Annotated in this window: 22 protein-coding genes; 9 read left to right on the forward strand and 13 right to left on the reverse strand. The window is 68.7% G+C overall.

Annotation, left to right across the window (positions count from 1 at the left end):
• Window positions 1–108 precede the first annotated feature (108 nt).
• Window positions 109–396, forward strand: coding sequence for an MGMT family protein (locus ACTH43_RS12495; protein WP_441445228.1), 288 nt, complete (start codon window positions 109–111; stop codon window positions 394–396).
• A 38-nt stretch (window positions 397–434) separates the two neighbouring features.
• Here the strand turns inward: ACTH43_RS12495 and ACTH43_RS12500 are convergent, their stop codons facing one another.
• The 5 genes from ACTH43_RS12500 to ACTH43_RS12520 all read right to left on the reverse strand — a co-directional run bounded on the left by ACTH43_RS12500 (window position 435) and on the right by ACTH43_RS12520 (window position 8,973).
• Window positions 435–1,448 (reverse strand): LacI family DNA-binding transcriptional regulator, encoded by a 1,014-nt coding sequence (locus ACTH43_RS12500; RefSeq protein WP_441445229.1) that lies wholly within the window; start codon window positions 1,446–1,448, stop codon window positions 435–437.
• Window positions 1,449–1,523: 75 nt separating this feature from the next.
• Entirely contained in the window at window positions 1,524–2,621 is a 1,098-nt protein-coding gene (locus ACTH43_RS12505) for a substrate-binding domain-containing protein (RefSeq protein ID WP_441445230.1), read from the reverse strand.
• A gap of 146 nt (window positions 2,622–2,767) precedes the next feature.
• Window positions 2,768–4,048 carry a sugar ABC transporter permease gene (locus ACTH43_RS12510; RefSeq protein WP_441445231.1) on the reverse strand — a complete coding sequence of 427 codons (1,281 nt, stop codon included), beginning with the start codon at window positions 4,046–4,048 and terminating at the stop codon, window positions 2,768–2,770.
• 27 nt (window positions 4,049–4,075) lie between these two features.
• On the reverse strand, window positions 4,076–5,623 hold the full coding sequence (gene mmsA / locus ACTH43_RS12515; RefSeq protein ID WP_441445232.1) for a multiple monosaccharide ABC transporter ATP-binding protein: 1,548 nt from the start codon (window positions 5,621–5,623) through the stop codon (window positions 4,076–4,078).
• A gap of 428 nt (window positions 5,624–6,051) precedes the next feature.
• Window positions 6,052–8,973 carry a GH32 C-terminal domain-containing protein gene (locus ACTH43_RS12520; protein ID WP_441445246.1) on the reverse strand — a complete coding sequence of 974 codons (2,922 nt, stop codon included), beginning with the start codon at window positions 8,971–8,973 and terminating at the stop codon, window positions 6,052–6,054.
• A gap of 450 nt (window positions 8,974–9,423) precedes the next feature.
• Here ACTH43_RS12520 and ACTH43_RS12525 point away from each other — a divergent pair, with 450 nt between their 5' ends.
• On the forward strand, window positions 9,424–10,596 hold the full coding sequence (locus ACTH43_RS12525; RefSeq protein WP_441445233.1) for a N(5)-(carboxyethyl)ornithine synthase: 1,173 nt from the start codon (window positions 9,424–9,426) through the stop codon (window positions 10,594–10,596).
• Window positions 10,597–10,718: 122 nt separating this feature from the next.
• Here ACTH43_RS12525 and ACTH43_RS12530 read toward each other — a convergent pair whose 3' ends face one another.
• The 3 genes from ACTH43_RS12530 to ACTH43_RS12540 form a co-directional block, all read right to left on the reverse strand.
• Window positions 10,719–11,102 (reverse strand): type II toxin-antitoxin system VapC family toxin, encoded by a 384-nt coding sequence (locus ACTH43_RS12530; protein WP_441445234.1) that lies wholly within the window; start codon window positions 11,100–11,102, stop codon window positions 10,719–10,721.
• Window positions 11,099–11,362 (reverse strand): type II toxin-antitoxin system Phd/YefM family antitoxin, encoded by a 264-nt coding sequence (locus ACTH43_RS12535; RefSeq protein WP_299305800.1) that lies wholly within the window; start codon window positions 11,360–11,362, stop codon window positions 11,099–11,101. The genes ACTH43_RS12530 and ACTH43_RS12535 overlap by 4 nt, the downstream gene beginning before the upstream one ends.
• Before the next feature lie 120 nt (window positions 11,363–11,482).
• Window positions 11,483–13,288, reverse strand: coding sequence for a hypothetical protein (locus ACTH43_RS12540; protein WP_441445235.1), 1,806 nt, complete (start codon window positions 13,286–13,288; stop codon window positions 11,483–11,485).
• A 49-nt stretch (window positions 13,289–13,337) separates the two neighbouring features.
• On the opposite strand from ACTH43_RS12540, the gene ACTH43_RS12545 reads away from it, so the two are divergent.
• Window positions 13,338–13,853, forward strand: a complete 516-nt coding sequence (locus ACTH43_RS12545) for a hypothetical protein (RefSeq protein WP_441445236.1) — start codon at window positions 13,338–13,340, stop codon at window positions 13,851–13,853.
• Window positions 13,854–13,864: 11 nt separating this feature from the next.
• On the opposite strand, the gene ACTH43_RS12550 is transcribed toward ACTH43_RS12545, so the two are convergent.
• The gene (locus ACTH43_RS12550) at window positions 13,865–15,253 is read right to left on the reverse strand and encodes a cryptochrome/photolyase family protein (RefSeq protein ID WP_441445237.1); all 1,389 of its coding nucleotides are present in this window, start codon (window positions 15,251–15,253) and stop codon (window positions 13,865–13,867) included.
• 214 nt (window positions 15,254–15,467) lie between these two features.
• Here ACTH43_RS12550 and ACTH43_RS12555 point away from each other — a divergent pair, with 214 nt between their 5' ends.
• The 3 genes from ACTH43_RS12555 (at window position 15,468) to ACTH43_RS12565 (ending at window position 19,076) form a co-directional block, all read left to right on the forward strand.
• Window positions 15,468–17,201 (forward strand): helicase, encoded by a 1,734-nt coding sequence (locus ACTH43_RS12555; RefSeq protein ID WP_441445238.1) that lies wholly within the window; start codon window positions 15,468–15,470, stop codon window positions 17,199–17,201.
• An 82-nt stretch (window positions 17,202–17,283) separates the two neighbouring features.
• Complete coding sequence (locus ACTH43_RS12560) at window positions 17,284–18,291, forward strand: type IV toxin-antitoxin system AbiEi family antitoxin (protein WP_299305792.1); 1,008 nt, start codon at window positions 17,284–17,286, stop codon at window positions 18,289–18,291.
• Complete coding sequence (locus tag ACTH43_RS12565) at window positions 18,288–19,076, forward strand: nucleotidyl transferase AbiEii/AbiGii toxin family protein (RefSeq protein WP_441445239.1); 789 nt, start codon at window positions 18,288–18,290, stop codon at window positions 19,074–19,076. Before ACTH43_RS12560 ends, ACTH43_RS12565 begins: the two co-directional genes overlap by 4 nt.
• A 118-nt stretch (window positions 19,077–19,194) precedes the next feature.
• On the opposite strand, the gene ACTH43_RS12570 is transcribed toward ACTH43_RS12565, so the two are convergent.
• From ACTH43_RS12570 to ACTH43_RS12580, 3 genes are all read right to left on the reverse strand, one after another.
• Window positions 19,195–19,332 (reverse strand): hypothetical protein, encoded by a 138-nt coding sequence (locus tag ACTH43_RS12570; RefSeq protein WP_299305790.1) that lies wholly within the window; start codon window positions 19,330–19,332, stop codon window positions 19,195–19,197.
• Window positions 19,333–19,413: 81 nt separating this feature from the next.
• Window positions 19,414–20,400: a hypothetical protein gene (locus ACTH43_RS12575; protein WP_441445240.1), complete on the reverse strand. Its 987-nt coding sequence runs from the start codon at window positions 20,398–20,400 to the stop codon at window positions 19,414–19,416.
• Between the two features lie 150 nt (window positions 20,401–20,550).
• On the reverse strand, window positions 20,551–21,972 hold the full coding sequence (locus tag ACTH43_RS12580) for an SDR family NAD(P)-dependent oxidoreductase (RefSeq protein ID WP_441445247.1): 1,422 nt from the start codon (window positions 21,970–21,972) through the stop codon (window positions 20,551–20,553).
• A 164-nt stretch (window positions 21,973–22,136) separates the two neighbouring features.
• Here ACTH43_RS12580 and ACTH43_RS12585 point away from each other — a divergent pair, with 164 nt between their 5' ends.
• On the forward strand, window positions 22,137–22,982 hold the full coding sequence (locus ACTH43_RS12585) for an SDR family NAD(P)-dependent oxidoreductase (protein ID WP_441445241.1): 846 nt from the start codon (window positions 22,137–22,139) through the stop codon (window positions 22,980–22,982).
• 6 nt (window positions 22,983–22,988) lie between these two features.
• Here ACTH43_RS12585 and ACTH43_RS12590 read toward each other — a convergent pair whose 3' ends face one another.
• Window positions 22,989–24,026, reverse strand: a complete 1,038-nt coding sequence (locus ACTH43_RS12590) for a LacI family DNA-binding transcriptional regulator (protein WP_441445242.1) — start codon at window positions 24,024–24,026, stop codon at window positions 22,989–22,991.
• Window positions 24,027–24,225: 199 nt separating this feature from the next.
• Here ACTH43_RS12590 and ACTH43_RS12595 point away from each other — a divergent pair, with 199 nt between their 5' ends.
• Window positions 24,226–25,509 carry an ABC transporter substrate-binding protein gene (locus ACTH43_RS12595; protein ID WP_441445243.1) on the forward strand — a complete coding sequence of 428 codons (1,284 nt, stop codon included), beginning with the start codon at window positions 24,226–24,228 and terminating at the stop codon, window positions 25,507–25,509.
• A gap of 71 nt (window positions 25,510–25,580) precedes the next feature.
• A partial coding sequence (locus tag ACTH43_RS12600) for a carbohydrate ABC transporter permease (protein ID WP_441445244.1) occupies window positions 25,581–25,944 on the forward strand: 364 nt, incomplete at its 3' end.

A 25,944-nucleotide genomic window follows, 5' to 3' on the forward strand; every position in this document is an offset into this window, starting at 1 on the left:
TTTGCCTCGGGTCAGCATCCCGATGCTACTCGCGGCCGACTATCGTGCGGTGCAGGGCAGCCACCGTGCTGCCTCACCCCGCTGGATCCTCCCTGGAAGGACGGCACCATGCAGAGCTCCGAGGATGCGGTCCGTGCGACCGCGGTCGAGATCCCGCCCGGACGCGTGATGACCTACGGGGACATCGCCGTGGAGACCGGCCTGCACCCCCGCCAGGTGGGACAGATCGTCGCCCGCATCTCCGAGGAGATCCCCTGGTGGAGAGTCGTCCGCGCCGACGGAACACCCGCCGCGTGTCACGACGGCACGGCTCCTTCGCTGCTGGCGCAGGAGCACGTCCCATTCGTGGGCGACAAGGTGGATCTGCGCAGGCTGCGCGTTCCGCGCTCGAACTGATCCTGATCCGGCTCAGGCCGTAGTCGAGTCGCCCATGCTCAGGCGTCGCAACCGCAGGACCGTCTCCGGATCAGGTGGGTCTTGACGACCAGCTGCTCCACCGGGAGGGAATGGTCGTCCAGGCGTGCGAACAGCCGCTCCGTCGCAAGCTCACCGAGCCGAGCCGGATCCTGGCGGACGACGGTCACCGCGGGATCCAGCAGATCCGCGTGCTCGAAGTCGTCGAAGCCGATCAGCGCGATCTCGTGCTGCTGGCCGCGGCGCTGGAGCGCCCGCACCACGCCGACAGCGATCGCGTTGCGCGCGGCGAACACCGCAGTCGGCGGGTCATCCCCCTCCAGCAGGGCATCCAGGATGCGGGCTGTGTCCTCAGCGGTGGATATCCCGTCGACCACCTGCAGGGAGTCCGCAGGGAGGCCGGCGTCGGCCCAGGCGCTGCGCGCACCGGCGATCCGCTGCGCGGACGTCACCAGGGTCGCCAGATGCGCCAGGACCACGACCCGCCGGTGCCCGTGCTCGATCAGGTGCGTGACGGAATCGCGGGCTCCGATCTCGTTGTCGACCATGAGCGTGTCGATGGAGATGCCCTTCGGCGGGCGGTCCACGGCGATCACCGGTGTGCCGAGGTCGAGCTCGTGCCGCAGGTAGGAGAGGTCGCCGCTCGAGGGCATGAGCACGAGCCCGTCGACCCTCCGTGCCAGGAGCGTGACGGCGCGCTGGCGCTCACGATCGGCGTCCTCGTCGGTGCTCGAGGAGAACACGCTGACGCGGCGCTCCTGGGCGGCGTCCTCGACGGCGCGGTGCAGCTTCGCGTCGAACTCGTTGTCGACGCTCGCGACGAGGAGGCCGATGCTGTCCGTGCGCCCCGCGGCACGGCGGAGGTTCCCGGCAGTCATATCGCGCCGGTAGTTCAGTTCAGCGGCGGCTCTGCGGACCTTCGCCGCCGTCTGGTCGGAGACCCCGGCTTCGTCGTTGACCACCCGGGAGACGGTCTTGAAGCCCACCCCGGCACGTGCCGCGACGTCCTTCATGGTGGCGCGCTTCTTCGTCATGCCGTCTCTTCCGATCCGCAGCAAGGGGTGGTGGCCCCGAGGCTGCGAGTCCCGGGGCCACCAGCGTGTCCTGTCTCAGCCTTCGAGGAGCGCGAGACGGTCGGGATCGTCTGCGAAGATCTCTTCCGCGTTCGCCTCGGTCACGACGATCGGATCCAGTGCATAGATCGGCACGTCGATCACGCCGTTGTTCTCCGACTCCTCGGCCGCCGGCGCCTCCTCACCCTTCTGGAAAGCGGCGATGATCTCGACGGTCTTGGCCACGAGGTCCTTCGTCGGCTTGTGCACGGTCGAGTACTGCTCGCCGGCCCAGATCGACTTGATCGACTCCGTCTCGGCGTCGAGGCCGTCGACCACGGGGATGTCCTGGCCGGCGCCCTTGCACGAGGTGATGATCGCGCGGGCGATGCCGTCGTTCGGGGAGAGCACGCCGTCGACGGGCTTGTCCGAGTAGTTCGCGGCGAGCAGCGAGTCCATGCGGGTCTGGGCCTTGCCGTTGTCCCAGTCCTGGGTCGCGACCTGCTGGAAGTCCGTCTGCCCGGAGACGACCACGAGCGTGCCGTCGTCGATCTTCGGCTGGAGGACCGACATCGCGCCCTCGAAGAAGTTCGGGGCATTCGGATCGGCGGGACCGCCGCCGAACAGCTCGATGTTGTACGGGCCTTCGCCCTTGCGCTCGGCGAGGCCGTCGAGGAGGGACTGGCCCTGCAGCTCACCGGTGCGGATGCTGCCGAACTGCACCACACCGTCGACGGCGTCGGTGTTCTCGATCAGACGGTCGTAGCCGATGATCCGCACGCCGGCGTCCTTCGCCGCCTTCAGCGCGCTGCCCAGCTGGGTGCCGTCGATGGGGCCGACGACGATCGCCTTCGCGCCCTGCTGGACCATCGCCTCGATCTGCTGCTGCTGCTGCGGCACCTTGTTGTCCGCCGCCTGGATCAGCGGGGTGAAGCCGGCGCTCTTGAGCTGCTCCTCGAACATGGCCTGGGCCTCGGCCCAGTTCTGCGTCCCGAGCCACGGCAGGGACACACCGATGGTGGCATCGGCGGGGAAGCCGCTGCCGGCTTCTTCACCGCCGGCCGTCTCGCCGCCGCCGCGGCCCTCGCCGCAGGCTGCCAGGAGCAGTGCACCGGCCGCGGCTGCGCCGCCGAGCGTGAAAGTCCTTCTCTTCATGATTTCTCCTCAGGTGATGTGGAGGCCCGCCATCGGGCTCCAGGGTGGGTTGAGTGGGTCAGGTGGGTTCAGTGGCGGGCGCCGCGGGCAGGATCCCGACTGTGGGAGCGTGCCCGGGTGCTGGAGCGTGCCCGGGTGCCGAAGGGTCAGTTCTTGGCAGTTCCCGGCGCGGTCGGCGCGGTCGGCGCGATCTGCGTCGAGTCGGTGGTGCTCTCCGACGTCTTCCGGTCGCCGAAGAGCCGGCCGGTGATCGAGGGGCGGCCCTGCTGCTTGTTGTAGACGTCGAACGCGACGGCGGCGAGGAGCACGAGGCCCTTGATCACCTGCGTCTTGTCCTGGCCCACGCCCATCAGGAACAGTCCCGAGTTCAAGGTGGCCATGACGAGCCCGCCGATCATGGTCGCCGCCACGGTGCCGATCCCGCCGGAGACCGCGGCCCCGCCGATGAACACGGCCGCGATCGCGTCGAGCTCCCACATGTTGCCGTCGGTGGGTCCGGCGGAGGTCGCACGGGCGACGAAGAGGATGCCCGCGAGCGCCGCGAGGAACGACATGTTCATCATGACGAAGAAGTGCACCTTGGCGACGCTCACGCCGGAGAGCGCGGCGGCCTGCTTGTTGCCGCCCACGGCGTAGATGTGGCGACCGAACGTGGTGCGCTGGGTGATGACGTGGTAGACGATCACGAGGACCACCAGGATCAGCCCGGGCACCGGGAAGGAGGTGCCGGGACGGCCGCTGCCGAACAGGTACGTGACGTAGCCGAGGACCGCGCCGACGAGCACCAGGCGGATGATCACGGCAGTGAAGTTCAGGCCGGTCTCACCGTCGGCGACGCGCTGGCGGAAGGTGCTGATCTCGCTCCAGGCATAGAGGGCGATCGCGAGGATGCCCAGCAGCAGCGTCGAGTTGTTGAGGTTGGTGAAGGCCGGTCCCCACTCGGGCAGGTAACCCGCGCCGAGCACGTTCAGCTCCGGCGGCACAGGAACGCTGACGGAGCCGCTGATCCAGATCACGCCGCCGCGGAAGATCATCATCCCCGCGAGGGTGGTGATGAATCCGGGGATGCCCACCTTCGCGAGCCAGAAGCCGTGCCAGGCGCCGATCGCGATGCCCACGACCAGGCCGGCGAGCAGCGCCGCCCACCAGGGGAAGCTCAGGTCGCGGGCGGACAGCGCCACGCACATCCCGACGAAGCCGGCCACGGAGCCGACGGAGAGGTCGATGTGGCCGATGACGATGACCATCACCATGCCGATCGCCAGGATCAGCACGTAGGCGTTGCCGGCGATGAGGTTCTGCATGTTCCCCGGCGTCAGCATGTTGCCGCCGGAGGCGATGTGGAACCCGAGGAGAAGTGCCACGAGGGCGAAGACCATCGTGAACTGACGGAAATCCGTCCCGAAAATCTGCTTCACAACATTCATGAGTGTGCTCTCTCGTTACTGCGTCGGTCAGGCGGCGGAGCCGACGGTGGTGGTCATCATGCGCATGAGCGTTTCCTGGTCGGCGTCGGCGCGATCCACCTCACCGGTGATGCGCCCTTCGCAGATCGTGTAGATCCGATCGCAGATCCCCAGCACCTCGGGCAGCTCGGACGAGATGACGATGATCGTCTTGCCCTGGTCGGCGAGGTCCTGGATGAGCTTGTAGATCTCGAACTTCGCTCCCACGTCGATGCCGCGGGTGGGCTCGTCGAGGATCAGCACGTCAGGCTCGGGGAAGAGCCACTTGGCCAGGACGACCTTCTGCTGGTTGCCGCCCGAGAGGGTGGCGACGCCGACGTCGATGCCGGGGGTCTTGATGCGGAGCGACGTGCGGTACCGCTCCGCGACCGCCCGCTCCTTCGAGCCGTCGATCAGCCCGCGCCGCACCACGGCCGGCAGGTTCGCGGAGACGATCGTCTGCTTGATGTTGTCCAGGAGGTTCAGCCCGAGCAGCTTGCGGTCCTCGGAGACGTAGGCGAGGCGGTGCCGGATGGCCTGGCGCACGGTGTGCAGCTCGACGGGTTCGCCGTGGAGGTAGATCTGGCCGGAGCGGTGGATGCCGTAGGAGCGACCGAACAGGGAGCGTGCGAGCTCGGTGCGGCCAGCCCCCATGAGCCCGGCGAATCCCACGATCTCCCCGCGGCGCGCGACGAAGCTCTCGTCATCGCAGACGAGCTTGCCGGGCACGTTCGGGTGCTCGACGGTCCAGCCCTTCACCTCGATGACGGTCTCGCCGCCGAGGTTGGGCTCGTGCTCCGGGTAGCGGTTGTCCAGCGAGCGGCCGACCATCGCGCGGATGATGCGGTCCTCGTCGACGTGGCCCGCCTCGACCGCGTAGGTCTCGACGGTGCGGCCGTCGCGGATCACGGTGACGGCGTCGGAGACCGCGGCGATCTCGTTGAGCTTGTGGGAGATCATGATCGAGGTGATTCCGCGGCCCTTGAGACCCTTCATCAGCAGGAGCAGGTTCTCCGAATCGTCCTCGTTCAGCGCGGAGGTGGGCTCGTCGAGGATCAGCAGCTTGACGTTCTTCGACAGCGCCTTGGCGATCTCGACCAGCTGCTGCTGGCCCACGCCCAGGTACTTCACCGCCATGTCCGGGTCGACCTCGAGGCCCACGCGAGCGAGCAGGTCGCGGCAGCGCCGCCGGGCCTCGCGCCGGTCGATGAGCCCGCCGGCGACGATCTCGTTGCCGAGGAAGATGTTCTCGGTGACGGAGAGCTCGGGGATGAGGGCGAGCTCCTGGTGGATGATGACGATGCCGGCGCCCTCCGAGGACTTGATGTCCTTGAAGGCCATCTCCTCGCCCTCGAAGATGATCTGCCCGCTGTAGGTGCCGTGGGGGTACACCCCGGAGAGCACCTTCATGAGGGTGGATTTCCCGGCGCCGTTCTCCCCGCAGATCGCGTGGATGTCGCCCCGGCGCACGGACATCGTCACGTCGTCGAGCGCCCGGACTCCCGGGAATAGCTTGGTCATGTTTCGCATCTCGAGGATTGCGTGCGCTTCGCCCATCGTTACCTCCGACTCCTCATTGAGTGCCGCCGTACGGCGGCGTGCCGTCCGATGACGGCGGAACGCGGCTGCCTCCCTCCGGACTCCCTCCGGAAAGACAACGTTGTCAGTGTAGGACCAGCAGGCCGGTCCGGACGCCACGTGCACATCACGATCCCATAACGCGCACAGCCCCGCTGGTCGGGGACGCGCGGGCTGCATCCAGGGGCCGACGGGCGGGCCCCGCGCCCCCGGCGGGCGGGACTTTCGTGCCCCTGCGGGCGTTCCTTCTGCGCCCCCTGAGCGGCCTGCGAGCTCCATGAGCGACCTGCGGGCCGTGCCCCGGGGCCGGCAGGCGGGTCAGGCCCCGGGGCCGTCCGGCGGGCCAGGCCCCGGGGCCGTTATGCAGCCCCGGGGCCGTCATGCAGCCCCGGGGCACAGCATTCTCGTCAGAGCCCGCGGCGCCGGAACCTTCCGATGAGCACCGCCGCCGCGCCGGCGACGACCAGCGCGAGCGCCGCCACCGCCCCAGTGACGGCGTTGACGCCGGTCAAGGCCAGGCTTCCCCCCGCCTGCGGGGGTTCGGAGCTCGACGCAGCGCCGCCCTGGGACGGCTCTCCCGTGCCGGGACCGTCGTGCGGCACCGGGTGGTCGGAGGGCCCGGTGGGCTCTACCGGCTCGGTGGGCTCCGCGGGCCCGGTGGGCTCGGTGGGCTCCGCTGGGGCCGTCGGCGCTGCGGGGTCGGTGGGCTCCACAGGCTCGGTGGGCTCCGAGGGATCAGTCGGGTCGGTCGCCCCTGCCCCGAACATGGTCTGCGCCACCGGGGCCACCGTCGCGTCGACGATCTTCGCGTCGCCGCCCTCGGCGAAGGCGAGCACCTGCTGAGAGTCCGCGCCGGGGAAGATCAGCTCGGTCATCGTCCTGGTGCCGTCCTGCGCGAACACCTCGACGGAGGAGCGGTCCAGCCAGATGCTGAAGGAGACCGTGCCGTCGTCCTCGAGCGTGACCGGCGCCTCGACCTGGCCGGGGAACGCGCTGTGGAAGTCGACCTCGCCCGAGCGCGACCGGTCCACGAAGGCCTTCCCGCGCTCGGCGTCGTAGCCCACGAGGGTTCCCTGCGCGTCGTCGGCGCTGGCGGCCGGATCGGCGGTGAATCCGTCGGACGCACTCACCACGACCCCCGCGCGAGTCGCCGAGCCCGGATCGAGACGCAGATCGATGCGGAGCATGTCCCCGCTGATCGTCTCGCCGTCGGCGCTGAGCGGAGCGGTCCCCTCTGCCACGGCGACATCGGCGACGCTCTGGCGCGATTCCTCCACGAGCGAGTCCTCGGCCTGCTGGACCGGAGCATGAACCAGCTCGATGCCGTGGTCGGTGCGGCTCAGCCCCACCTCACGCGGCAAGGTCATCGCGGAGACCCAGGGAGAGACGGGGACGTCACCGGCGTAGAGCCAGTTGTTCATCCAGCCCTGAGTGATTCGCTTGCCGTCAGGGGCATCGGAGTAGGAGACGGTCGCGTAGTAGTCGCTGCCCCAGTCCATCCACTGATAGTTCTCCAACGAGGAGGCGATCGGCGCGTCCGTGGCGACGAAGTGATCGACGAGGATGTGCCCCCACCCGCCGCTGCTGTTGTCGACGATGCGGAGCGAGGCCTGCTGGCCCTCGAACTCACCCACCTCCCAGTTGTGCCAGTCCAGGTTCTCGCTGTCGGAACCGGTGGCGGTGCGGACCACCTCGCCGTCGACGACGAGGTTCACCGTGGTCTCGTCACCCCGGGGCAGTGCGGCCTCGTCGCCCATGACGACGTGGTCGAGGGTCAGGTGGCCCCAGCCTCCCGTGGCCTCGTCGACCACGCGCAGCTGAGCGGTGCGGCCCTGCAGCTCGGAGAGGTCCCAGTGGCGCCAGTTCAGCGCGCCATCCTCGGGCCCGGTCTGACTCCGCACCACCTCGCCGTCGACCATGAGCTGCACCTCGAGGGTCTCGTCGGACGCCTCCGTACGCGCTCCCCCGCCCACCAGCATGTTCAGGTAGTCACCGTCGATCGTGAATTCGGGAGAGGTCAGCGTCCCGAGGTTGTCGTCGCCCTTGGGGCCGCCCTCCCAGGTGTTGATGCGCTTGTCGCCGAGGGCGTACTCGCCGCCCGCGGTGGACGGGCTGCCTGTGGCGGCGAGGTCGCCGCTGCCGGTCCAGCCCATGTCCGCGAGGGTGACTGCGCCGTCGGCCTCCTCGAAGCCGTTCCAGAGCGCGGTGCCCGCCGGCGGGTCGTTATCAGGCCGAGTGCCCTCCCGATGCGGATTGTTCCCTCCGCCGACGAGGAAGCCGAGATGTTCGCGCTCGATGGTGAACGGCTCGGATTCCATCGCGCCGACCGGCCCGTCGCCGCCGTGGAACGAGTTGACGAAGCCTCCACCCTCGACACCGTTCACGGACTGCTGGCCGCTGACGGGCCCCTCTGCTGGCGCACTCCCGAAGGGGCCGCTCTCGGCCTGACCCTCTTCGTTCGCAACGTCCCATCCGGAGAAGTCCCCGTTCTCGAAGTCCCAGAGGACCTCGCCGTCCGGGGCAGGGATGTCATCCACGATGTTCTCTGCAGTGAAGGTGGTGCCATCGAAGTCGCCCACGAAGTACTGGCCGCCGCTGCCCCCGGCGACGGAGCCGGGGTTGAGGTTCACGATCATGACCCAGCGGGTCTCCTCGGGGTTCCCGTCCACCGGGAGCTCGAAGAGGTCCGGGCACTCCCAGATGCCGCCGACCGCATTGGCGGGCCCGAAGTCGGAGGCGAACTCCCAGTTCAGGAGATCATCCGAGGTGTAGACGACGACCTGGTAGTCGGTCGCCTCGACCGCCACCATGACCCAGTGGGACTCTGCCGGAGTCGCCCCCTCGTACCAGAACACCTTCGGGTCGCGGAAGTTGCCCGAGTCGCGATCAGCGACGGGATTCCCCTCGTACTTCTCCCAGGTGAACCCTCCATCCGTGGAGAACGCGAGAGACTGCGCCTGCTTCCCGGCATGCTCAGGATGGCTGCCCGTATATGCACTGGTGTACAGCGCGATCAGCGGGTCCTCGTCGCCCGTGCCGAGCCCGCTGGTGTTGCCGTGATCCACGACCACGGACCCCGAGAAGATGTCCTCGATGCTGTTCCCGTCATCATCGAAGCTCTGCCCGATCGCGAGGGTCTGCTCGGTCCAGGTCATGAGATCGGGGCTGGTCGCATGCCCCCACGACATATTCCCCCAAACGCTCCCCTCGGGGTTGTACTGGTAATACAGGTGGTAGAGACCGTCGTGGAACACCATCCCGTTGGGGTCGTTCATCCAGTTCCGCTCGGGCGTGTAGTGGTAGCCCGGACGGTTCGGCTCGGAGCCGATCGTGCCCTAGGAGAAGCTGGGCGCCGCGCCCAGCCCGAGGATCAAGGTGGCAGCGGCGCCAGCGCACAGGAGGCGCAGGGCGCGAGGCGGAGCTGTGGTGTGGAGCATGAGTCGGTTCCCTCCATCGGGAGTAGCCGGGATGGCGTCGTAGCGTCCAGGTGCCGTGGACGACGCAGTCGTGACGGACGCTCTGACAACGTTGTCTATTTGGTGCCGACTGCACCCTACTGAACGTTCTGCCCGGTGTCCACCACGTCACGGCACGACGCCTGCCGGATCCGAGCTGGCACTGCAGCGTCGGGCGACAGCGTGCCCCTGACGGCACCTGCGCAGGTCGGACCGGACAACTGCGATGCCTGACCGCGCGAGACCCCCCTGCTCGAAGCAGCCGAGGAGCCATGCTCTATCGTCGTGAACCAGGGGCCACCAGGCGCCCGGAAACGGACACACGTGCAGCCTTCCCAGAATGGCCATGGCGGATCGGTCACCGATGCCCCGCTCACCCTCGGACTGATCGGGGCCTCGCGCAAGCCGGACGAGCGCCGGGTGCCGGTGCATCCCGCGCATCTGGACCGCATTCCCGAGCACCTGCGGCGCCGCATCCTGGTCGAGGAGGGATACGGGCTCCCCTTCGGGATGTCCGACGCGAAGATCGCTGCGCTGGTGGGTCGCGTCGGCACCCGCGAGGAGGTGTTCGCCGCGGCCGACGTGCTGGTGCTGCCGAAGCCGCAGCACGAGGACATCCGCGCGATGCGCGAGGGACAGATCCTCTGGGGCTGGCCGCACTGCGTGCAGGACCGTGAGCTCACGCAGCTGGCGATCGACAAGCGCCTCACGCTGATCGCGTTCGAGGCGATGAACCACTGGGGCCCCGACGGCTCCTTCACGCTGCACGTGTTCCACGCGAACAACGAGCTGGCGGGCTACTGCTCGGTGCTGCACGCCCTGCAGCTGCGGGGCACGACGGGGAACTACGGACGGCGTCTCACCGCCACGGTGATCGGCTTCGGCGCCACGGCGCGGGGCGCGATCACGGCGCTGAGCGCCCACGGCATCTCCCAGGTGCGGGTGCTGACCAATCGTGCGGTCGCGGCGGTCGGCTCCCCGATCCACTCGGTGGACATCGTCCAGTTCGGTCACGAGGAGGGCCCGTACCTGAGCGAGGTCATCACCGACGACGGGGTGGTGCCCCTGGCCCCGTTCCTCGCCGAGAGCGACGTGGTGGTCAACTGCACCCTGCAGGATCCCAACGCCCCGCTGCTCTACCTGCGCGAGAGCGATCTGCCGAAGTTCCGGCCCGGGAGCCTGATCGTGGACGTCTCCTGCGATGAGGGGATGGGGTTCGCCTGGGCGCGCCCCACCACCTTCAAGGCGCCGATGATCGAGCTGGACAACAACATCCACTACTACGCGGTGGACCACAGCCCCTCGTACCTGTGGAACTCCGCGAGCTGGGAGAACAGCTCCGCGCTGCTCCCCTTCGTCGAGACCGTCATGGCAGGGCCCGCGGCCTGGGCCGCCGAGTCCGTCATCGATCATGCGATCGAGATCCAGGACGGCGTGATCAGGAATCCTGCGATCGTCGAGTTCCAGGGCCGCGAGAGCGAGTACCCCCACCGCTGAGCGGCGGGGCATCGCGTCGTCGCGCAGCGCTCAGCGAGGACCCGCGGCCGACCCGCCTCTCAGCCGACGTGCGGCAGGGTCCACCGTGCACCTTGCCCCGCTCCCGGCCCGAGCACCCTGTTTCACCTGCTCCCTGCCACGACCTCGAGCCCGAGCCGCTGCGCCGCCTGCGCGAGCTCACGGTCGAAGGTCGCGAATCCGATCATCGCGTCCCCGTAGAGCAGGGCCGTGGAGAGGTGCAGTGCGTCCATGGCGCGCAGACCTGAGCCGAGCGAGAGGGCGTGGTCGATCACCTCGTCGTCGACCGCGTCGAGGCCGGTCCGGGCGAGGATCGCGTCGACATCGGCATGAGAACCGCCACGGCGATCCACTGTCGCGTGCAGCTCGACCTCGAGCAGCCGCGAGGAGAGCAGCTCCGTCGTTCCCGCGAAGAGGGCCTCGACCTCGACCACCCCCGGTTCTCGGCTGAGGAGCTTGTAGGCCGCCGAGGTGTCGAGGTAGATCATGCGCGGTCCCCGCGCATGTCCTCGATCATCTGCTCGGTGCTCCAGCCGTGGATAGGTGAGGCGACCGTCGGTATCCCGCTCTCGGTGGCGGGCCGCAGCGCACCGCTGGCGAGGCGCCGGGAGCGCCGATCAGACTCGACCCTGGTGATGCGGGCGATCTGGCGGCCACGGTCCGTCACGGTGACCTCCTCCCCCTCCTGCACTCGCGCGAGGACCCGGGCGGTCTGCTGGTTCAGCTCGGTGCGCGTCACGTCAGCCATGGGACCACGGTACGCCTAATACTAGTTCTAGTACAGATGCGATGTGGACGACGAGGGCGCGGGCTTCCTCTCCCCAGGGTCGCAGCACTGTGAAAGAGGAAGTGCAGCCGGTCGCCGCGCTCACCGCCGGGTGATCGCGAAGGCTCCTGCCGGTACGCTCCTGCCCCCGCGGTTCGCAGGGCCCACTCGCATTCCGTCGGCCCGGTACGCACTGCCCGTCTGCCCCGGCACGAGCGCCAGCTTCGCATCAGCCGACACCACGTGAAGCGTCAGCGAATCTCCCCGCTCCACCGCGAGCTCCACTGTGGTCACCGCCGGCAGCAGCATCAGCTCGTCGAGCTCGAGCCTCCCCTCGGCGATGACCTCGATGGCCACAGCGCCCGCCGGGATCGGGACGTCGAGCCGCACGGGCCTGAGCACCCCGTCCCACTCGGTCACGCCCGGATCCCCGGCACCGCCCAGCTCGAGCGTGCCCAGCACTGTCCGTGCTCCGGCCGCGTCGATCGCACTCCAGTGCGCCACACCCGCGTCCTCGGCGAGCCGGTGGATCAGCGGATGCGCCGTCGCGCTTCCGGCGGAGACTGCGGCGAGCGCCTCGGCATCCAGCGTGAAGCGCACTGTGCCGCCGTCACCGGCGAGCACAGAGGATCCGCGCCAGTTCGACTCCCCCGTCCACGCGCTCTCCGGCGTCACGACCGCGGCGTCGCCGCTGAGCTGCGCCGACTCGGCCGGGAGCCACTGCATGCCGTGCACCTCGGGCGTGCCGTTGAGGCTCCGCGCGGTCCGCGCGAGGTCCCGGTCCTGGTCCAGCGCGATCATCGCCAGCAGGGCGTGGATCGTGGACTCCGCGCCGGAGTTGCGGTTGAGGCGCCCGTCGGGCTCGATCCCGTCGACGGTCACGCCGGTGGCCGGATCGTAGACGGGCTCTCCCGCCGGGTTCGCGCCGAAGAACCAGCCGGCGACGAGTGCGGCCAGCTCCCGCAGGCCCTCGCCACCGGTGACATCGGCCGTGCGCAGCAGGGACTCGATGCGGCTCTGGACGCCGTAGGCGATCTGCGACTCCCCGGGTACGGGTGACCAGGCGTTGTACGGGCCGCCGGAGGTGAGCAGCTGCGGGGTGAACACGCCCACGTCGGCCACCGCAGCATCGAGCCCGCGGCCCGTGACCGCGGAGGCGACGGCGAGCGCGGCCGGGGCGAGGCCGCCCCAGGCGTGCCAGAGGCTCTGCGAGCCGGTCCACGGCATGATCGCACCGAAGGGCCAGACGCCCACGGCGCCGGAGGGCATCGCCTCAATACCCTCGGCGTAGCGGTCCAGGGCCTGGGCGACGCGCTCGTCGTCGGGTCGCACCGTGAGGGCTGCGGCGAGCCCGAGCACGGCCTCGCCGGTCGCGTCGGCACCACCGGCGATCACCCAGCCGGGCACGGGGACCCCGTCGGCCGAATCCCACTGCCCGTATCTGCCCAGCGAGGCGCGCTCGAGCGCGGTCAGCGCCAGGTGCAGACGCTCGACCAGGAACGCGGTGAAGTCAGGGTCGACCGCGGCGAACACGGCGATGCTCTCTCCGAGCGCCCAGACGGTGCGGGCCAGCCAGTAGGACTCGTCGGAATCCGAGGGGTCGGGCAGCTCGATGGGGATCGCGCTGCAGTTCAGGGCGCCGTCGGGCTGCATCCACAGCACCACGTTGCCGGCGTTCTGCCCGGAGGTGACCTGGAGGTAGGTGAGGGTGCGCAGCAGCTCCCGGGCGGTCGCCAGATCGGCGTTGTCCCTGAATGCGGAGTGGGCGCGCAGGAACACGATGGCGGTGCGGGAGATGTCGTCGGCGTTGTAGGCGCCCTGGGACCAGTGGCCGGTGGCGGCGTCGAGATCTCCGCCGCCGATGCGGGTGAAGGTGCCGTCCTCTGCGCGGTCGGCGTAGGTCCACACGGCGGTGGCGCGCGGCCTCTCCTCGGCCTGGTAGGTGGTGTGACCGGCGGTGATCGTGCCGCAGCAGATCGACGGGACGTGGTGGATGTACTTCGGCGAGGGCGGGATCTACTGGGCCACCAGCGACGATCTGATCCACTGGACCCCCGGTACCACGGACGACTCTCCGATGTACCTCCCCACCCCCGGCACCTTCGACGAGGCGCTGGTGGAGATCGGCACCTCCCCCGTCCTCACCGACGACGGCCTGCTGCTGATGCTCACCAACGGCGCCACCCGCGAGGTCCACGAGGACGGCACCGTGGACGTCGACTACCGCTGCGGCCAGATCCTCATCGACCCCGCCGCGCCCACCACGGTCATGGCCAGACTGCAAGAGCCCTGGCTGCGCCCCCAGACCTACGAGGACACCCACGGGCTGATCTCCAATGTCACCTTCGTCGAAGGACTCGTGAAGTTCCGCGGGAAGTGGTTCGCGTACTACGGGCAGTCCGATACGACGCTGGCTGTGGCCGTGGCGGATCCGGCGGACGGGTTCGGGGTGGGGCTGCGCGCGGACGGGTGAGGTGAGCCTCCTCATTGCCCCTTGAGGGCGGCGTAGGCCGCGAGCGCTTCCCGTCGCGAGGCCTTCAGATCGACGATCGGCGCCACCCGTTCCGCGGACTCGTCGTCCACCTCGGGCACCCACCGGCGCACGTACTCGCCCTGGGGGTCGAACCGCTCCTGCTGGCGCTCGGGGTTGAAGACGCGGAAGTACGGGGCGGCGTCGTCGCCCGTGCCGGCGACCCATTGCCAGTTGAACGGGTTCGAGGCGTCGTCGGCGTCGACGAGGGTGTCCCAGAACCATTCCTCGCCGAGCCGCCAGTGCAGGCGCAGATTCTTGGTGAGGAAGGAGGCGACGACCAGCCGCACCCGGTTGTGCATCCAGCCGATCGCCCACAGCTCCCGCATCCCCGCGTCGACCAGGTCGATGCCGGTGCGCCCCTGCTGCCAGGCCCGCAGAGCGTCATCGTCCTCGCGCCACTCGAAAGCGTCGAACTGGGGCCGGACGTTCTGGGTCGCGAGGTCGGGCAGGTGGAAGAGCCGGTGCCAGGCGAACTCGCGCCACAGCAGCTCGGAGCGGAAAGTCTCCGGGCCCGTTCCGCGCCCCGCGGACAGGCTGTGGTGCCAGACCTCGTGAGGAGAGACCTCGCCGAAGCGGAGGTGCGGCGAGAGGCTCGAGGTGCCCGCGGTGCCCGGCCGCTCCCGATCCTCGGCGTAGTCGGTCAGCAGGTCCCCGAGCTGCGCGAGCCGCTCCCGAGCTCCCGCCTCGCCGGGGGTCCAGTTCTCGCGCAGCCCGCCGGCCCAGTCGGGCGCCGTCGGGAGCCATCCGCGACCGGACAGCTCCTGCTCGAAGGTCTCCGTGCGCAACCAGCTGCGCACCTCGTGGCCGCCGGCACGGACCTGCTCCTGGGGGCCGGCGAGATGATCGGGCAGGCCGTGCGGTTCACGCGGCGGCCTGCTCTCCCGGCATACGCGGGCGAACGGGGAGTAGACCTTGTACGGTCCGCCGCTCTGGGTGGTGATCGTCCATGGCTCGTGCAGCAGGTAGCCGTCGAAGCTCTCCACGCGGACATCCCGCCTGCGCAGAGACGCCTTCAGCCGCGCATCCATGGCCCGCTTGGGTTCGTGATAGCGGCGGTTCCAGAGCACCGCGGTCGCGTGCACCTCCTCGACCAATGCCGGGATCTGCTCTTCGGGATCCCCGCGGAGCAGGACCAGCGGCACCCCGTGCTCGCGCAGGGCCGCGGCCAGGGCGCTCAGCGAGTGGTGCAGCCACCAGCGCGCCGCGCCGCCCAGCGGGCGCACGCCGCTGATCTCCTCGTCGATGTGCACCGCGAGGACCTCACCATCGGCCGCGGCGGCATGGAGGGCCGGATTGTCGTGAAGGCGGAGGTCATCCCGGATCCACCAGATGCTGGTCATCTGTCCCTGCTCTCGTTGGCGGTGGCGGGCCCCGGCCCGTGGGGCCCGGCCCCTGTGGCGTGCGGCGGCCGGTCCCGGACGACCTCACGCACGTACGTAGCCTAGCTAAGCAAGCTCTTACCGTGCACACGGGCGAGGTCTCGCTCTACTGCGTCACACCGGGCGCGGGCGAGCCGTCCCCCGATCCGCTGCGCGTGCTCGATACCCTCGCGGAATGGCTACCCGTCGACGCTCCAGCACCCGTCGGCGAGGCGGCTCCTCCCGGAGGAAGGGCACCCGCCAGGTGATGCGGGAGCTGCCGTTCGTCGGCCCCGGCGAGCGCACCTGGGTGCTGGACGTCCCCTACGGCACCCAGGTCGAGGGCGCCGCCTGGCATCCCGCCGTCAAGATGCACCTGTACACGGGGCGCACGCTGCCCGCGCACCTCGCGCCCTATGCTCCCGCTCCGCACACCCTCGGGCGATTCCTCGAGAACACCCTGAACCCCGAGGATCCGACGCCGAACCCCGAGCCGGCCGAGGACCTCGAGCCCCGCCAGAACCAGTACGAGGCGGCCGACGCGATCGCGGCACGCGCCGCAGCCGGTGGGCGACAGTTCCTGCTGGCCGACGAACCGGGCGTCGGCAAGACGATCTCCGCCGTGCTCGGAGCCAGTGCAGTGGGCGACCTCCGCGGAGCGCAGCGCGTGCTCGTGGTCGCCGACAGGCCCGCCGCGATCACCATCGGGCACTGGTGCCGCACCATCACCGCGCTCGGCGACAGCGGCCTGGAATGGGTCGTGATCACCTGGGACCGCCTGGAAAAGGTCACGGGCTACGACTGGGACGTGATCATCGCCGATGAAGCCCACGCGCTGCGCCGCACCACCACGAAGCGGTGGAAGCTCTGGGCACAGATCGCCGGCCACCGGCAGCCGCACGAGCAGGCGCCGTTCGTGATCACGACGACCGCGACGCCCGGCCACACGCCGCTCGAGCTGCCCTATCTCGCGCCGGCCTACGCCCAGGCGCATGACGAGCCGATGAAGGAGTGGCTCACGGCGACCCAGCCCGCCGCCACCTTCAACACCGCGCTCGAGCGCCACGGGGTCGGCGTGGACAAGGGCCGCTACGGCGCGTCCTGGACCACCGACCCTGCCCGCCGGGCCGCGGATCTCGCGCTGGTGCGCGGCTGGCTCAAGGACGCACAACCACCTGCCATGCTGCACCGTGCGGCGCCGTGGGGGCCGGTGCCGATCTCCGGAATGCCGGTGACGCTCACGCCCACAGAACGGGACGCGTATGAAGCGGAGTGGGGAGAGTTCTGCCGCGAGATGGACATCGCCCGGCGCGGTAGGAACACGGCCAAAGGGCGCGCGGCGCTGCTGCGCTTCCGGCAGAAGGCCGGACTGATCCGCGTGGACTCCACCGTCGCGTGGATCTCCCAGCAGGTCGAGGCCGAGAGGCAGGTGGCGTGCTCGGTCGAGTTCGTCGGCACCGCCGCCGATCCGATCGCCGAGCGGCTGCGGGACTCCGGCCTCGAGGTCGCCACGATCTATGGTCAGGGCCGGTTCGACGCCGAAGCCGAGCGGCTCCGCTTCCAGACCGGGCAGGCGAAGGTCTGCGTGTTCACCACGGTCGCTTCGATCAGCCTGCACGCCGGCGAGACTCTCGAAGGCGGCCACCAGGCGAGCACCGAGCCGCGGGTCGGGGTGTTCCACCAGGCCCGCTTCTCCGGCATCGCGGGCCGACAGGTCACCGGCCGCACCCACCGCGACCACCAGGTCTCCCCCTGGCACATCGCCTACGCCGAGAGCACCGTCGAGGAGCAGGTCAGCAAGGTGATGGTGGAACGGATCGCCGCCGCCTCCGACACCGTGGGCGGCGACACCGCGAGTCTCACCGACGTGGCGCAGCTGCTCGGGGCGGACTGGCTGCCAGCGGCAAGCCTGACCGGCGATGCGGACTGAACGACGAGGATGACCGCTCCCCCGCCGTCCGGAGGAGCCCGGCGATGTTCAATTTTCCTTAGAATTCCAGTATGTTGAACACATGGACTCGATTGAACTTCCGAGGAGTGCCACGGGCGCCGTCATCAAGGACGTGCTTCACCACCTCGCCGAGCTGGGCATCAGACCAGACTGGCGGTACGAGGAGAATCTTGAGGACCGGATCTGCACCGGCACTCTCCTGCTCGACGACGGAACCGGCGTGCACAAGTTCCCGGCCGTGGCCAGCGCGACTGTCAGCCCTGCCGGGCTCACCCTGCTGCCTCATGACGAGCAGACGGTCCTGCTGACCAGCCGTATCACTCCCGCACGCGCACAGGCACTCGCCTCACGAGGCTGGGGTGGATACGCGGATTCGGCGGGCAACGCGTCGCTGAGGTCACCGGGACTTCTCATCGAGATCGCAGGCAAGAGCGACGCCGAAGAACGAAGGGCACCCACCGCAGCTCCCTTCTCGCGCGCGGGTCTGCCTGTCACCTTCGCCGTACTCGTCGCGAACCAGCAGGAGCATCGAGTACTGCAGCGCGAGTTGGCAGCGTCATCAGGGGCATCGATCGGCACCGTGAACCGTGTCGTTCGGGCTCTGCGCGAGCGCACGCCCCCGATGCTCGACAAGAACTACCAGGTGTTGCGCCCCGCCGCGCTCGAAGACGAGTGGGTCGCGGCCTATACGGCCTTGCAACCCAGCACGTGGCCCGAGGAACGGTTCACGAGCGACGTCTGGAAGAACCCCTCGGACCTCCTGAAGGAGAAGCTCCCCGACGGAGCGCTGCTCGGCTCGGAACTGGCCGCAGCACGCCTCGGCGCACCGATCCGGCCATCACAGGCCCTCATTCATCTTCCTCCCGAAGCCCGACGGGACCTCATCCGCCAGGGGCGCCTGCGCAGAGCACAGGACGGCCCGGTACGGATCCGCCCGACCTTCTGGAACATTCCGCCGAACGGAGAGGATGGCGTCGCTCCCAGACCGCTGCTCAGGGCGGACCTGCTGCTCGAGGACGATCCCCGGCTCGATGAGATACGTGCACAGCTGTTCGGTGACACGCGATGATCGACCTCACAGGACGCACTGACGTACCAGTGGCCGAAGAGGTCCTCACCGAGCTGGCAGGCATCTGTCACGGCTTGGAACTCGAGTTCCTCGTCGTCGGCGCCGCAGCTCGCGATCTCGTCATCCATGCCCTTCAGCACAACCAACCGATCCGCGCGACTGAAGACATCGATATCGCAGTCGCAGTCCGTGTCAGTGAACAGTTCGCCGGCCTGACGGATCGCCTGACGCGGAAGGGGAACTCACAACACAAGTTCGAGGTGCTCGGAGTCGAGGTCGATGTCGTTCCCTTCGGGGGGATCGAGCAAGGCCGCAGCGTTCACTTCGCTGATGACCATCTCCTGGATGTCAACGGACTACAGGAGGCGCACGCCACGTCGACCCTGGTCCGGATGCCCCATGGCACTGAGCTCCGTGTCGCCAGCGCTCCCGCGCAGACCGCGCTCAAAGTGCTCGCGTGGAGGGACCGGCATCATGACAATCCCAAGGATGGGCTCGACCTGCAAGTCATCCTCGCGGCACTCTCCGAGGACCCGTTCGTCGACGAGGTATGGGAAGACCACACGGCGCTCGACGCCACCGATGACGACATCATCGCCGCAGCCAGCTACCACTATGCGCGTCGTGCCGCGGAGGCATTCGCCCCCATCGACGGAACAGCGGTACTCGATACGCTCCTCGATGCCCAGCTGCGACCGGTGTTGCTGCGGCACATGCGGAGCGAACTCGCCGCCGATCTGATCGACGGGTACACGAAAGGATTCGCAGCCGGGCTCAAGCGCTGAGCATCCACGGGGCGTGCCTGCCTGACAGCACTTTCTACGCTTTCGGTCGCCAGCTGTACGACGTCACGACGTCGTCGAAGACGTCAACCGCCGATGACCGTGGGCGATCCATTCCCTCTCAGAGCAGGAGCTTCACCAGCAGCACCGGAATGCGCACCACCACATTCAGCACCAGCCCGAGCGCATCGCTCAACTCCAGCAACCCGGACAGAAGGTCACCCCTGATGAACCGATGTCGTTTGTCGCGTCGTCTCATCGGTGCTCCGTTCCCTGTGGTGGAGTGGTGCCGCCCTCATTGACTCGTGGCCGCCGACCCTACACAGGCGACTCTCTCAGGTCATCGCGCGGTCTTGGGCGAGATTGCCCGATCCTGGTCAGCGAGGGCCGCAGAGCGTCGGTCCCGCACCATCGCGATCGCGCCACGCATCGCCACCGGAGCGCGATAGTGCACCATCGGCGTGAGGTAGCTGTCCTCCGGATACTGCCCGTACTCCGCCCACCTATCGTCAGCTCCCTCCAAGGCCCCCTCCCGATCCGTTCGCTCTTCCTCCCGGAGGAGCAGCCCGCTGTCGCGGAGCCGTCCCATGGTGCGTGAGAGCCGCTCGAGCGCACCCAGTCCACGAGCCAGCGGATGCCCTGTCCTGCGGTCGATCGGCACCTCTCGGATGTAGGGATGACGCAGCAGCTGGAGCATGAACTGCACGACCTCGCCGCAGTGGATCAGCTCGCCGTCAGGCGGGATTGTGGGCAGCATCAACCCTTCAGGGCCACTCGCCACGAGCAGCGCGTCCAGGCAGTCCTCATCCAGCCCTTCGTTCCAGTCGGCGAACCCGGCGCTGGTCGCGGACGACTCCAGGGCTGCCGCGAGCAGGCTCCGTGCCCTCCACAGCGCATTTTCCGCACCCTCAGCGCTCTCCTCGTCTCCGGCATGCCCCATTGCAGGTTCCACGTGCCCCTCGCGCTTGACGAGGAGACCACTGCTGAGCAGAACGCTCCAGGCCACATGGAGGATCTGGCTGTTGCTGTACCACTCCCAGGAACGGTGATCGTCGACTGCTGGCTGGATTCTCTCCAGCTGGCGCCGGTCCACCGCGAACAACTCCCCCTGCTTGGTGAGCCGCCGACCTTCCCCGACGAAGGTCACCACCTGATCGATCGCCAACAGGAAGGGCAGTCGGTCGAGCTCGGCGAGCATCTCCGCTCGACCCTCCTCGTCCGTCGGCTCGCTCATCGGGGCGGGGGCGTCGGCGAGACACCAGTGGAGAGGGCGGCTCTGACGTGGGGGAACATCGAACTCAAAGAATTCGGTGGCGTCGGCAGTCATGCCCAGAGCCTGGAGGACTCCCCGCCCGCGCACCACAGCACGATGCGCATTGTGGACAACCGACCGCTGTGGAGGAGAGAAGGCCGGTGGCACCGCGGGCCGGCAGGTCACCGGCCGCACCCACCGCGACCAGCAGGTCGCCGGACCGCGTCACCAGGGGCTGGGCTTGTAATCCTTCACGAAGCAGCCGTACATGTCTTCGCCGGCCTCGCCGCGCACGATCGGGTCGTAGACGCGGGCTGCGCCGTCCACCAGATCCAACGGGGCGTGCCAGCCCTCGGCGGCGATGCGCAGCTTGTCCTGGTGGGGGCGCTCGTCGGTGATCCAGCCGGTGTCCACGGCGGTCATCAGGATCCGGTCGGTCTCGAACGCCTCGCCCGCGCTGGTGCGGGTGAGCATGTTCAGCGCGGCCTTGGCCATGTTCGTGTGCGGATGGCCGGCACCCTTGTAGCGGCGGGAGAACTGGCCCTCCATCGCCGAGACGTTCACGATGTAGGCGCGGCGCGCCCCGGCCTGCACGGCGGCACGCATCGAGGCGCGCAGCCTGCTGATCAGCAGGAAGGGTGCCGTCTCGTTGCAGAGCTGCACCTCGAGCATCTCGAGCGCGTCGACCTGGTCCACCGTCTGCGTCCAGGAGTTGTTGGTCTGCATATCCGGGAGCAGGCCGCCGGCGTCGACCGCGGTGCCCGCGAGGTGCTCCTGCAGGCTCGCCTTGCCGGCGCGCAGCGCGAGCGCCGTCATCGAGGCGGCGGTCTGCGCGGCGCGAGCATGCTCGAGCGATTCCCCGTCATGCTGCGGGACCGCGTCATTCTGCAGAACCCCGGCGATCGCGGCGGGATGCGCCTGGGAGATGCGGTCGAACGCCGACATCTCCGGCAGCGCGAGGTCGGTGGGCAGCGGGGCGTCCTCCGCCTCGACCAGCGCCGAGTAGGCGCTCGGGGAGCGGCGCACCGTCTGCGCGGCGTTGTTGATGAGGATGTCCAGCGGGCCCGCGGCGGCGACATCGTCGGCGAGCGCGATCACCTGGGTGGGGTCGCGCAGGTCGATCCCGACGATCTTCAGCCGGTCGATCCAGTCCGCAGCATCCTCCATCTGGGCGAAGCGCCGCGCCGCATCCTTGGGGAAGCGGGTGGTGATGGTGGTGTGCGCACCGTCGCGCAGCAGGCGCAGCGCGATGTACATGCCGATCTTGGAGCGGCCGCCGGTGAGCAGTGCCCGCTTGCCGGTGAGGTCCGTGCGCTGGTCCCGCTTGGCGTGCGACATCGCTGCGCAGTCCGGGCACAGCCAGTGATAGAACGCATCGACCAGGGTGTAGTCGTTCTTGCAGATGTAGCAGCCGCGGGACTTGTTCAGCTCTCCCGCGAAGGCGCCCTGCGCGCTCGAGACCAGCGGAATCCCCTTGGTCTCGTCGTCGATGCGCAGCGGGGAGCCGGTGGCGGTCGCGGCGATCACGGCGCGGTCCGCCTTGCGCTGCGCCCAGGTCTTCTCTCCGCGACGGGACTTCGCGAGCTTCTTCTCGAAGTTCCGGGAGGCGCGTTTGATCGCGACGAGATCCGCGTCGTCATCCGGCATGGCCGGGGCGTGCCGGAGCACGCGCAGGGCGGTGGCGATGTCCTCCGCGGTCAGTTCTTGGCTCTCGCGGTGACGGGGCGTCGAGGAGGCAAAGGAATCAGAGAGTTCGGGCACCGATCGAGTCTATGGCTCCGCCACCGGCCGACGGGCGGGGCATTGGTCACGTGCCCGCCGCCATGGCGCTCGCTCTAGGCTCGCCCATGAAATCGGCGTCCCTGACCTCCGGTGTCAGATCCAGCCTCGGCACCGAGTGGATCCGAAAGCTCACCCTCTACGGTGAGCACCTGGTTCTCGTCGCCCGCGAAACGGCCCGGCTCGAGCATCTCGCCGCCGAGCTGACGGGTGCCGACGCCTCGGAGGTCGAAGTGCTCAGCGCAAGTCTCTCCTCCCCCACGGGCATCACCGCCGTCATCGAGCGGCTCACGGACGAGGCCCGGCCCATCCAGACGCTGAGCGACAGCGCCGGGTTCGGGCTGCCGCCCGCGTTCGAGAGGAACTACATTGAAGACGAGGCACGCCACCCGCGGCTCCACGTCGAGGTGCCGCTGCGGCTAATGCACACCGCACTGCCGGGGTTGCTCGCGCGACGCTCCGGCACGATCCTCAGTATCGCCTCGGCCCCTGCCGCCATGCCCTGCTCCACGTACAGGGCAGCAAAGTCGTGCCAGGTGACGTTTTCCCGATGGGCCAGCAGCCAGTACCGCTCCCGCGGCGTCACCGTCACCGCAGTGTGCCCGGGCTGCACCCACGCCGACTTCCATGCCCGCCTGGGCCTGCCCGAGGGCAAGGAGGGCACTTCGGGCTGGCCGTGGCTCGAGACGCTTCGGGAGGTCTCCGAGTCGCTGCGCGACGTGGAGAAGGGCGAGGCAGTGTCGATGTCGAGCAAGAGGTACAAGGCGATCTACACCGCTGCGAGGCTGGCGCCCACCGGGCCGATGGCGAAGCTCACGGCGCGGGGGCACTGCGCGGACTGCGCACAGCACGCGCGACCGCCACGGCGTTTGTCCTAGCCGCACCTACGGTATAACGCCCACCGTGCTCTCGCGGATGATCAGCTCCTGCGGCACCTCGACCACAGCTGGGGAGGCGTTGGGGTTCTCGATGCGGCGGATGACCATCTCCACGGCCTCTCGGGCGACGTGAGAGACATCGACGGCCACCGTGGTCAGGGCAGGATTCGAGAATTCACCCTCCAGAATTCCGTCCCAGCCGAGCACTGCGACGTCATCCGGAACGGTTCGGCCGCCTCGTCGGAGCGCCCGCATCGCACCCACGGCGATGAGATCGGTCGCGCAGACGAGGGAATCGAACTCGACGCCGCTGGCCAGGATGCCCTCAACCACGTGGGCGCCGCCGGCGCGGCCGTACGAGACCACATCCACCAGCTGCTCCGATCGGCAGGGGAGTTCGGCTTCGGCGAGCGCTGACCGGAATCCCACGAAGCGGTGCCAACCGGGCCCAAACTGCCTGTCCTCTCGGGCTCCCAGGAAGAGAGGCGCACGCCTCCCCAGGGAGAGGAGGTGCTCCGTCGCCTCCTTTCCGGAGCGGGTGTTGTCGAGCGTGACATGGTCCAGCTCGACCTCCTTTGTACCCTCACCGAGGAGGACCAGGGGCATCGCCTCCGAGGAATCCAGCACCCGCTCGCTGTCGAGGCTGTCCGGTCGAAGGATGATTCCGTCAGCGAGCTGAGTGTCGAACCCTCGGGCCGCGTGCCGCTCCCTCTCCGGATTGCTCTTGGTCTCGGCGATCAGGACCGTGTATCCGCGAGTCTCGGCGACGTCGATGATCTCGTGCGCAAGGCTCGCGAAGTACGGAGTACGCAGATCGGGGACGGCCAGCGCAAGGATGTTCGTGCGTCCGGAGCGCAGCTGCTGACCTGCGCGGCTCTTGCGGTACCCGAGCTCGCTGATGGCCGCTTCGACCTTCTCGCGCGTTGTGGGGCGGACGCTCGGTTTCCCGTTCACCACGTTGGACACCGTCATCCAGGACACGCCAGCGCGGAGAGCGACGTCCTTCACCGTCGGCGGTCGCCGGCGCTTGTTCTCCTGGGTCATCTGTCTACCTCTTTTCTCTCGTCTACCGCCGGTGATGCGAACTCGCCCCGCGGGATACACCGACCGCCTGTCCAGCAGACATGTTGACGACCCGGTGCAGACAATCTACTCTGCCGTGTAACGTGAAAATTTAACGTTAGAAGTGACAGAGAACCACGTTCGAGCCCGCCACTGCTGTCGGCCCATTCGGAGGTAAGTCATGTCCGCAACCACTTTTCACATCCCGCGCCGTCCGGTGCTCGCCGGTGTTGCACTGGCAGGAGCGTCGTTCGCCCTCGGGGGGTGTGCACTCGAACCGGAAGAGGGCGGCAGATCTGGCGGGATTCGGGCAGCCTGGTGGGGAGGAGATTCGGAGAACGGCGCCGTAAACGCAGCCTTGGACGCGTTCACCGAGGAGACCGGCACCGAGATCGCTCGGGAGCCGCAGGCGTGGGACGGGTACTGGGACCGCCTCGCCACCCAGACCGCAGGCGGCAACGCCCCTGACTTCATCATGCAGGCCGGAAGCCAGATCCCTGACTACGCAGGGCGCGGCACCCTGACGGACCTGAACTCGCTGGAGTCACTGGACGCCGAGGCCGTCGACGAGGGGCTGAAGGAGTTCGGCCAGGTGGAAGACGCCCTCTACGGTGTCGTCGCCGCCTCCAACGCGATGAGCCTGGTGGTCAACCAGGGCCTCGCTGGCGAGGCAGGACTGGAAGTCCCCGACGGCGAGTACGCCTGGGAGGAGCTGGCCGAGATGGCCACCAAGTCCTCGGAGTCCTTGGGCGACGACGTCTGGGGGCTGCAGGACGGAGGCGGCGACCTGATCCTATTCATCCTGAAGGTCCGCGACGACGGCCGGCAGTTCTACGCCGATGACGGCACGCTGAACGCCACGGCTGACGACCTCACCAAATGGTTGGAGTACTGGGAGGAGCTCCGTCAGAACGGAGGCGTCCCGCCCGCCGACGTCACCGCCGAGGCGCAGGGCGAGATGGCCAGCAACCCGATGGCGACGGGGCGGGCAGCGATGAGCTTCGGATGGACGCAGGACTTCATCTCCTACACCCGCCTCGTGGACAGCCCCCTGACGCTCCACATACCTCCCTATGTTCAGGCGTCGCCGAGCCTGTGGATGAACGCCGCCAGCCTGTGGTCGCTCTCCTCCACCTCAGCGGACGCCGAGAAGGCCGCCGAGATCGTGAATTTCATGATCAACAGCGACACCGCCATCTCAGCGCTCGGCGTCTCCCTGGGCATGCCGCCGTCGCAGGGAGCCCGCGACCAGCTCGCAGGGACGCTGTCCGATCCGGAGCAGATGGCGATGGACTTCATGGACAAAGTCGCCGAGACCTCCACACCGTTGAACCGGCTCTGGCCCGCAGGTTTCGCGGAGCTGCGTTCCCTGCTCGGAGACCTCAACGAAGCCGTCGCCTTCGGCGAGACCCCGATCGCGGAGGCGGTCGAGCAGTTCTTCACGACTGCGGACAGCTTCGAATGAGTATGGGAAGGACGAAGCTCGCCTCCCCGACATCCCCACAGAGTGGCCCTCCTGCAGAGCAGGAGCCTCTGGTGAGCCCACCTGTCAGGCAGGGGCAGCGTCGAGGCACCAAGCGACGGCGCTCGGCGACGGTCGCGGGGTACCTCTTCCTGGCCCCCTGGTTCATCGGCCTGTTCGGCCTGGTCCTCGGACCCATGGTGGCCTCGGCCTACCTCTCCTTCACCGAGTACGACCTGTTCACCACAGCGCGCTGGGTGGGCCTGGACAACTACGTGACCATCCTTGGATCGGACACGAAGTTCCAGCAGTCGGTCGGTGTCACGATGACTTACGTGCTCGTCTCGGTGCCGCTGAGGCTCGCATTCGCGCTGGGCCTGGCCATCGTCCTTAATCGCGCACTGCGGGGGATGAGCTTCTATCGATCAGTCTTATACC

It is taken from the genome of Brachybacterium sp., assembly GCF_052095815.1.
Taxonomy (GTDB): Bacteria; Actinomycetota; Actinomycetes; order Actinomycetales; family Dermabacteraceae; genus Brachybacterium.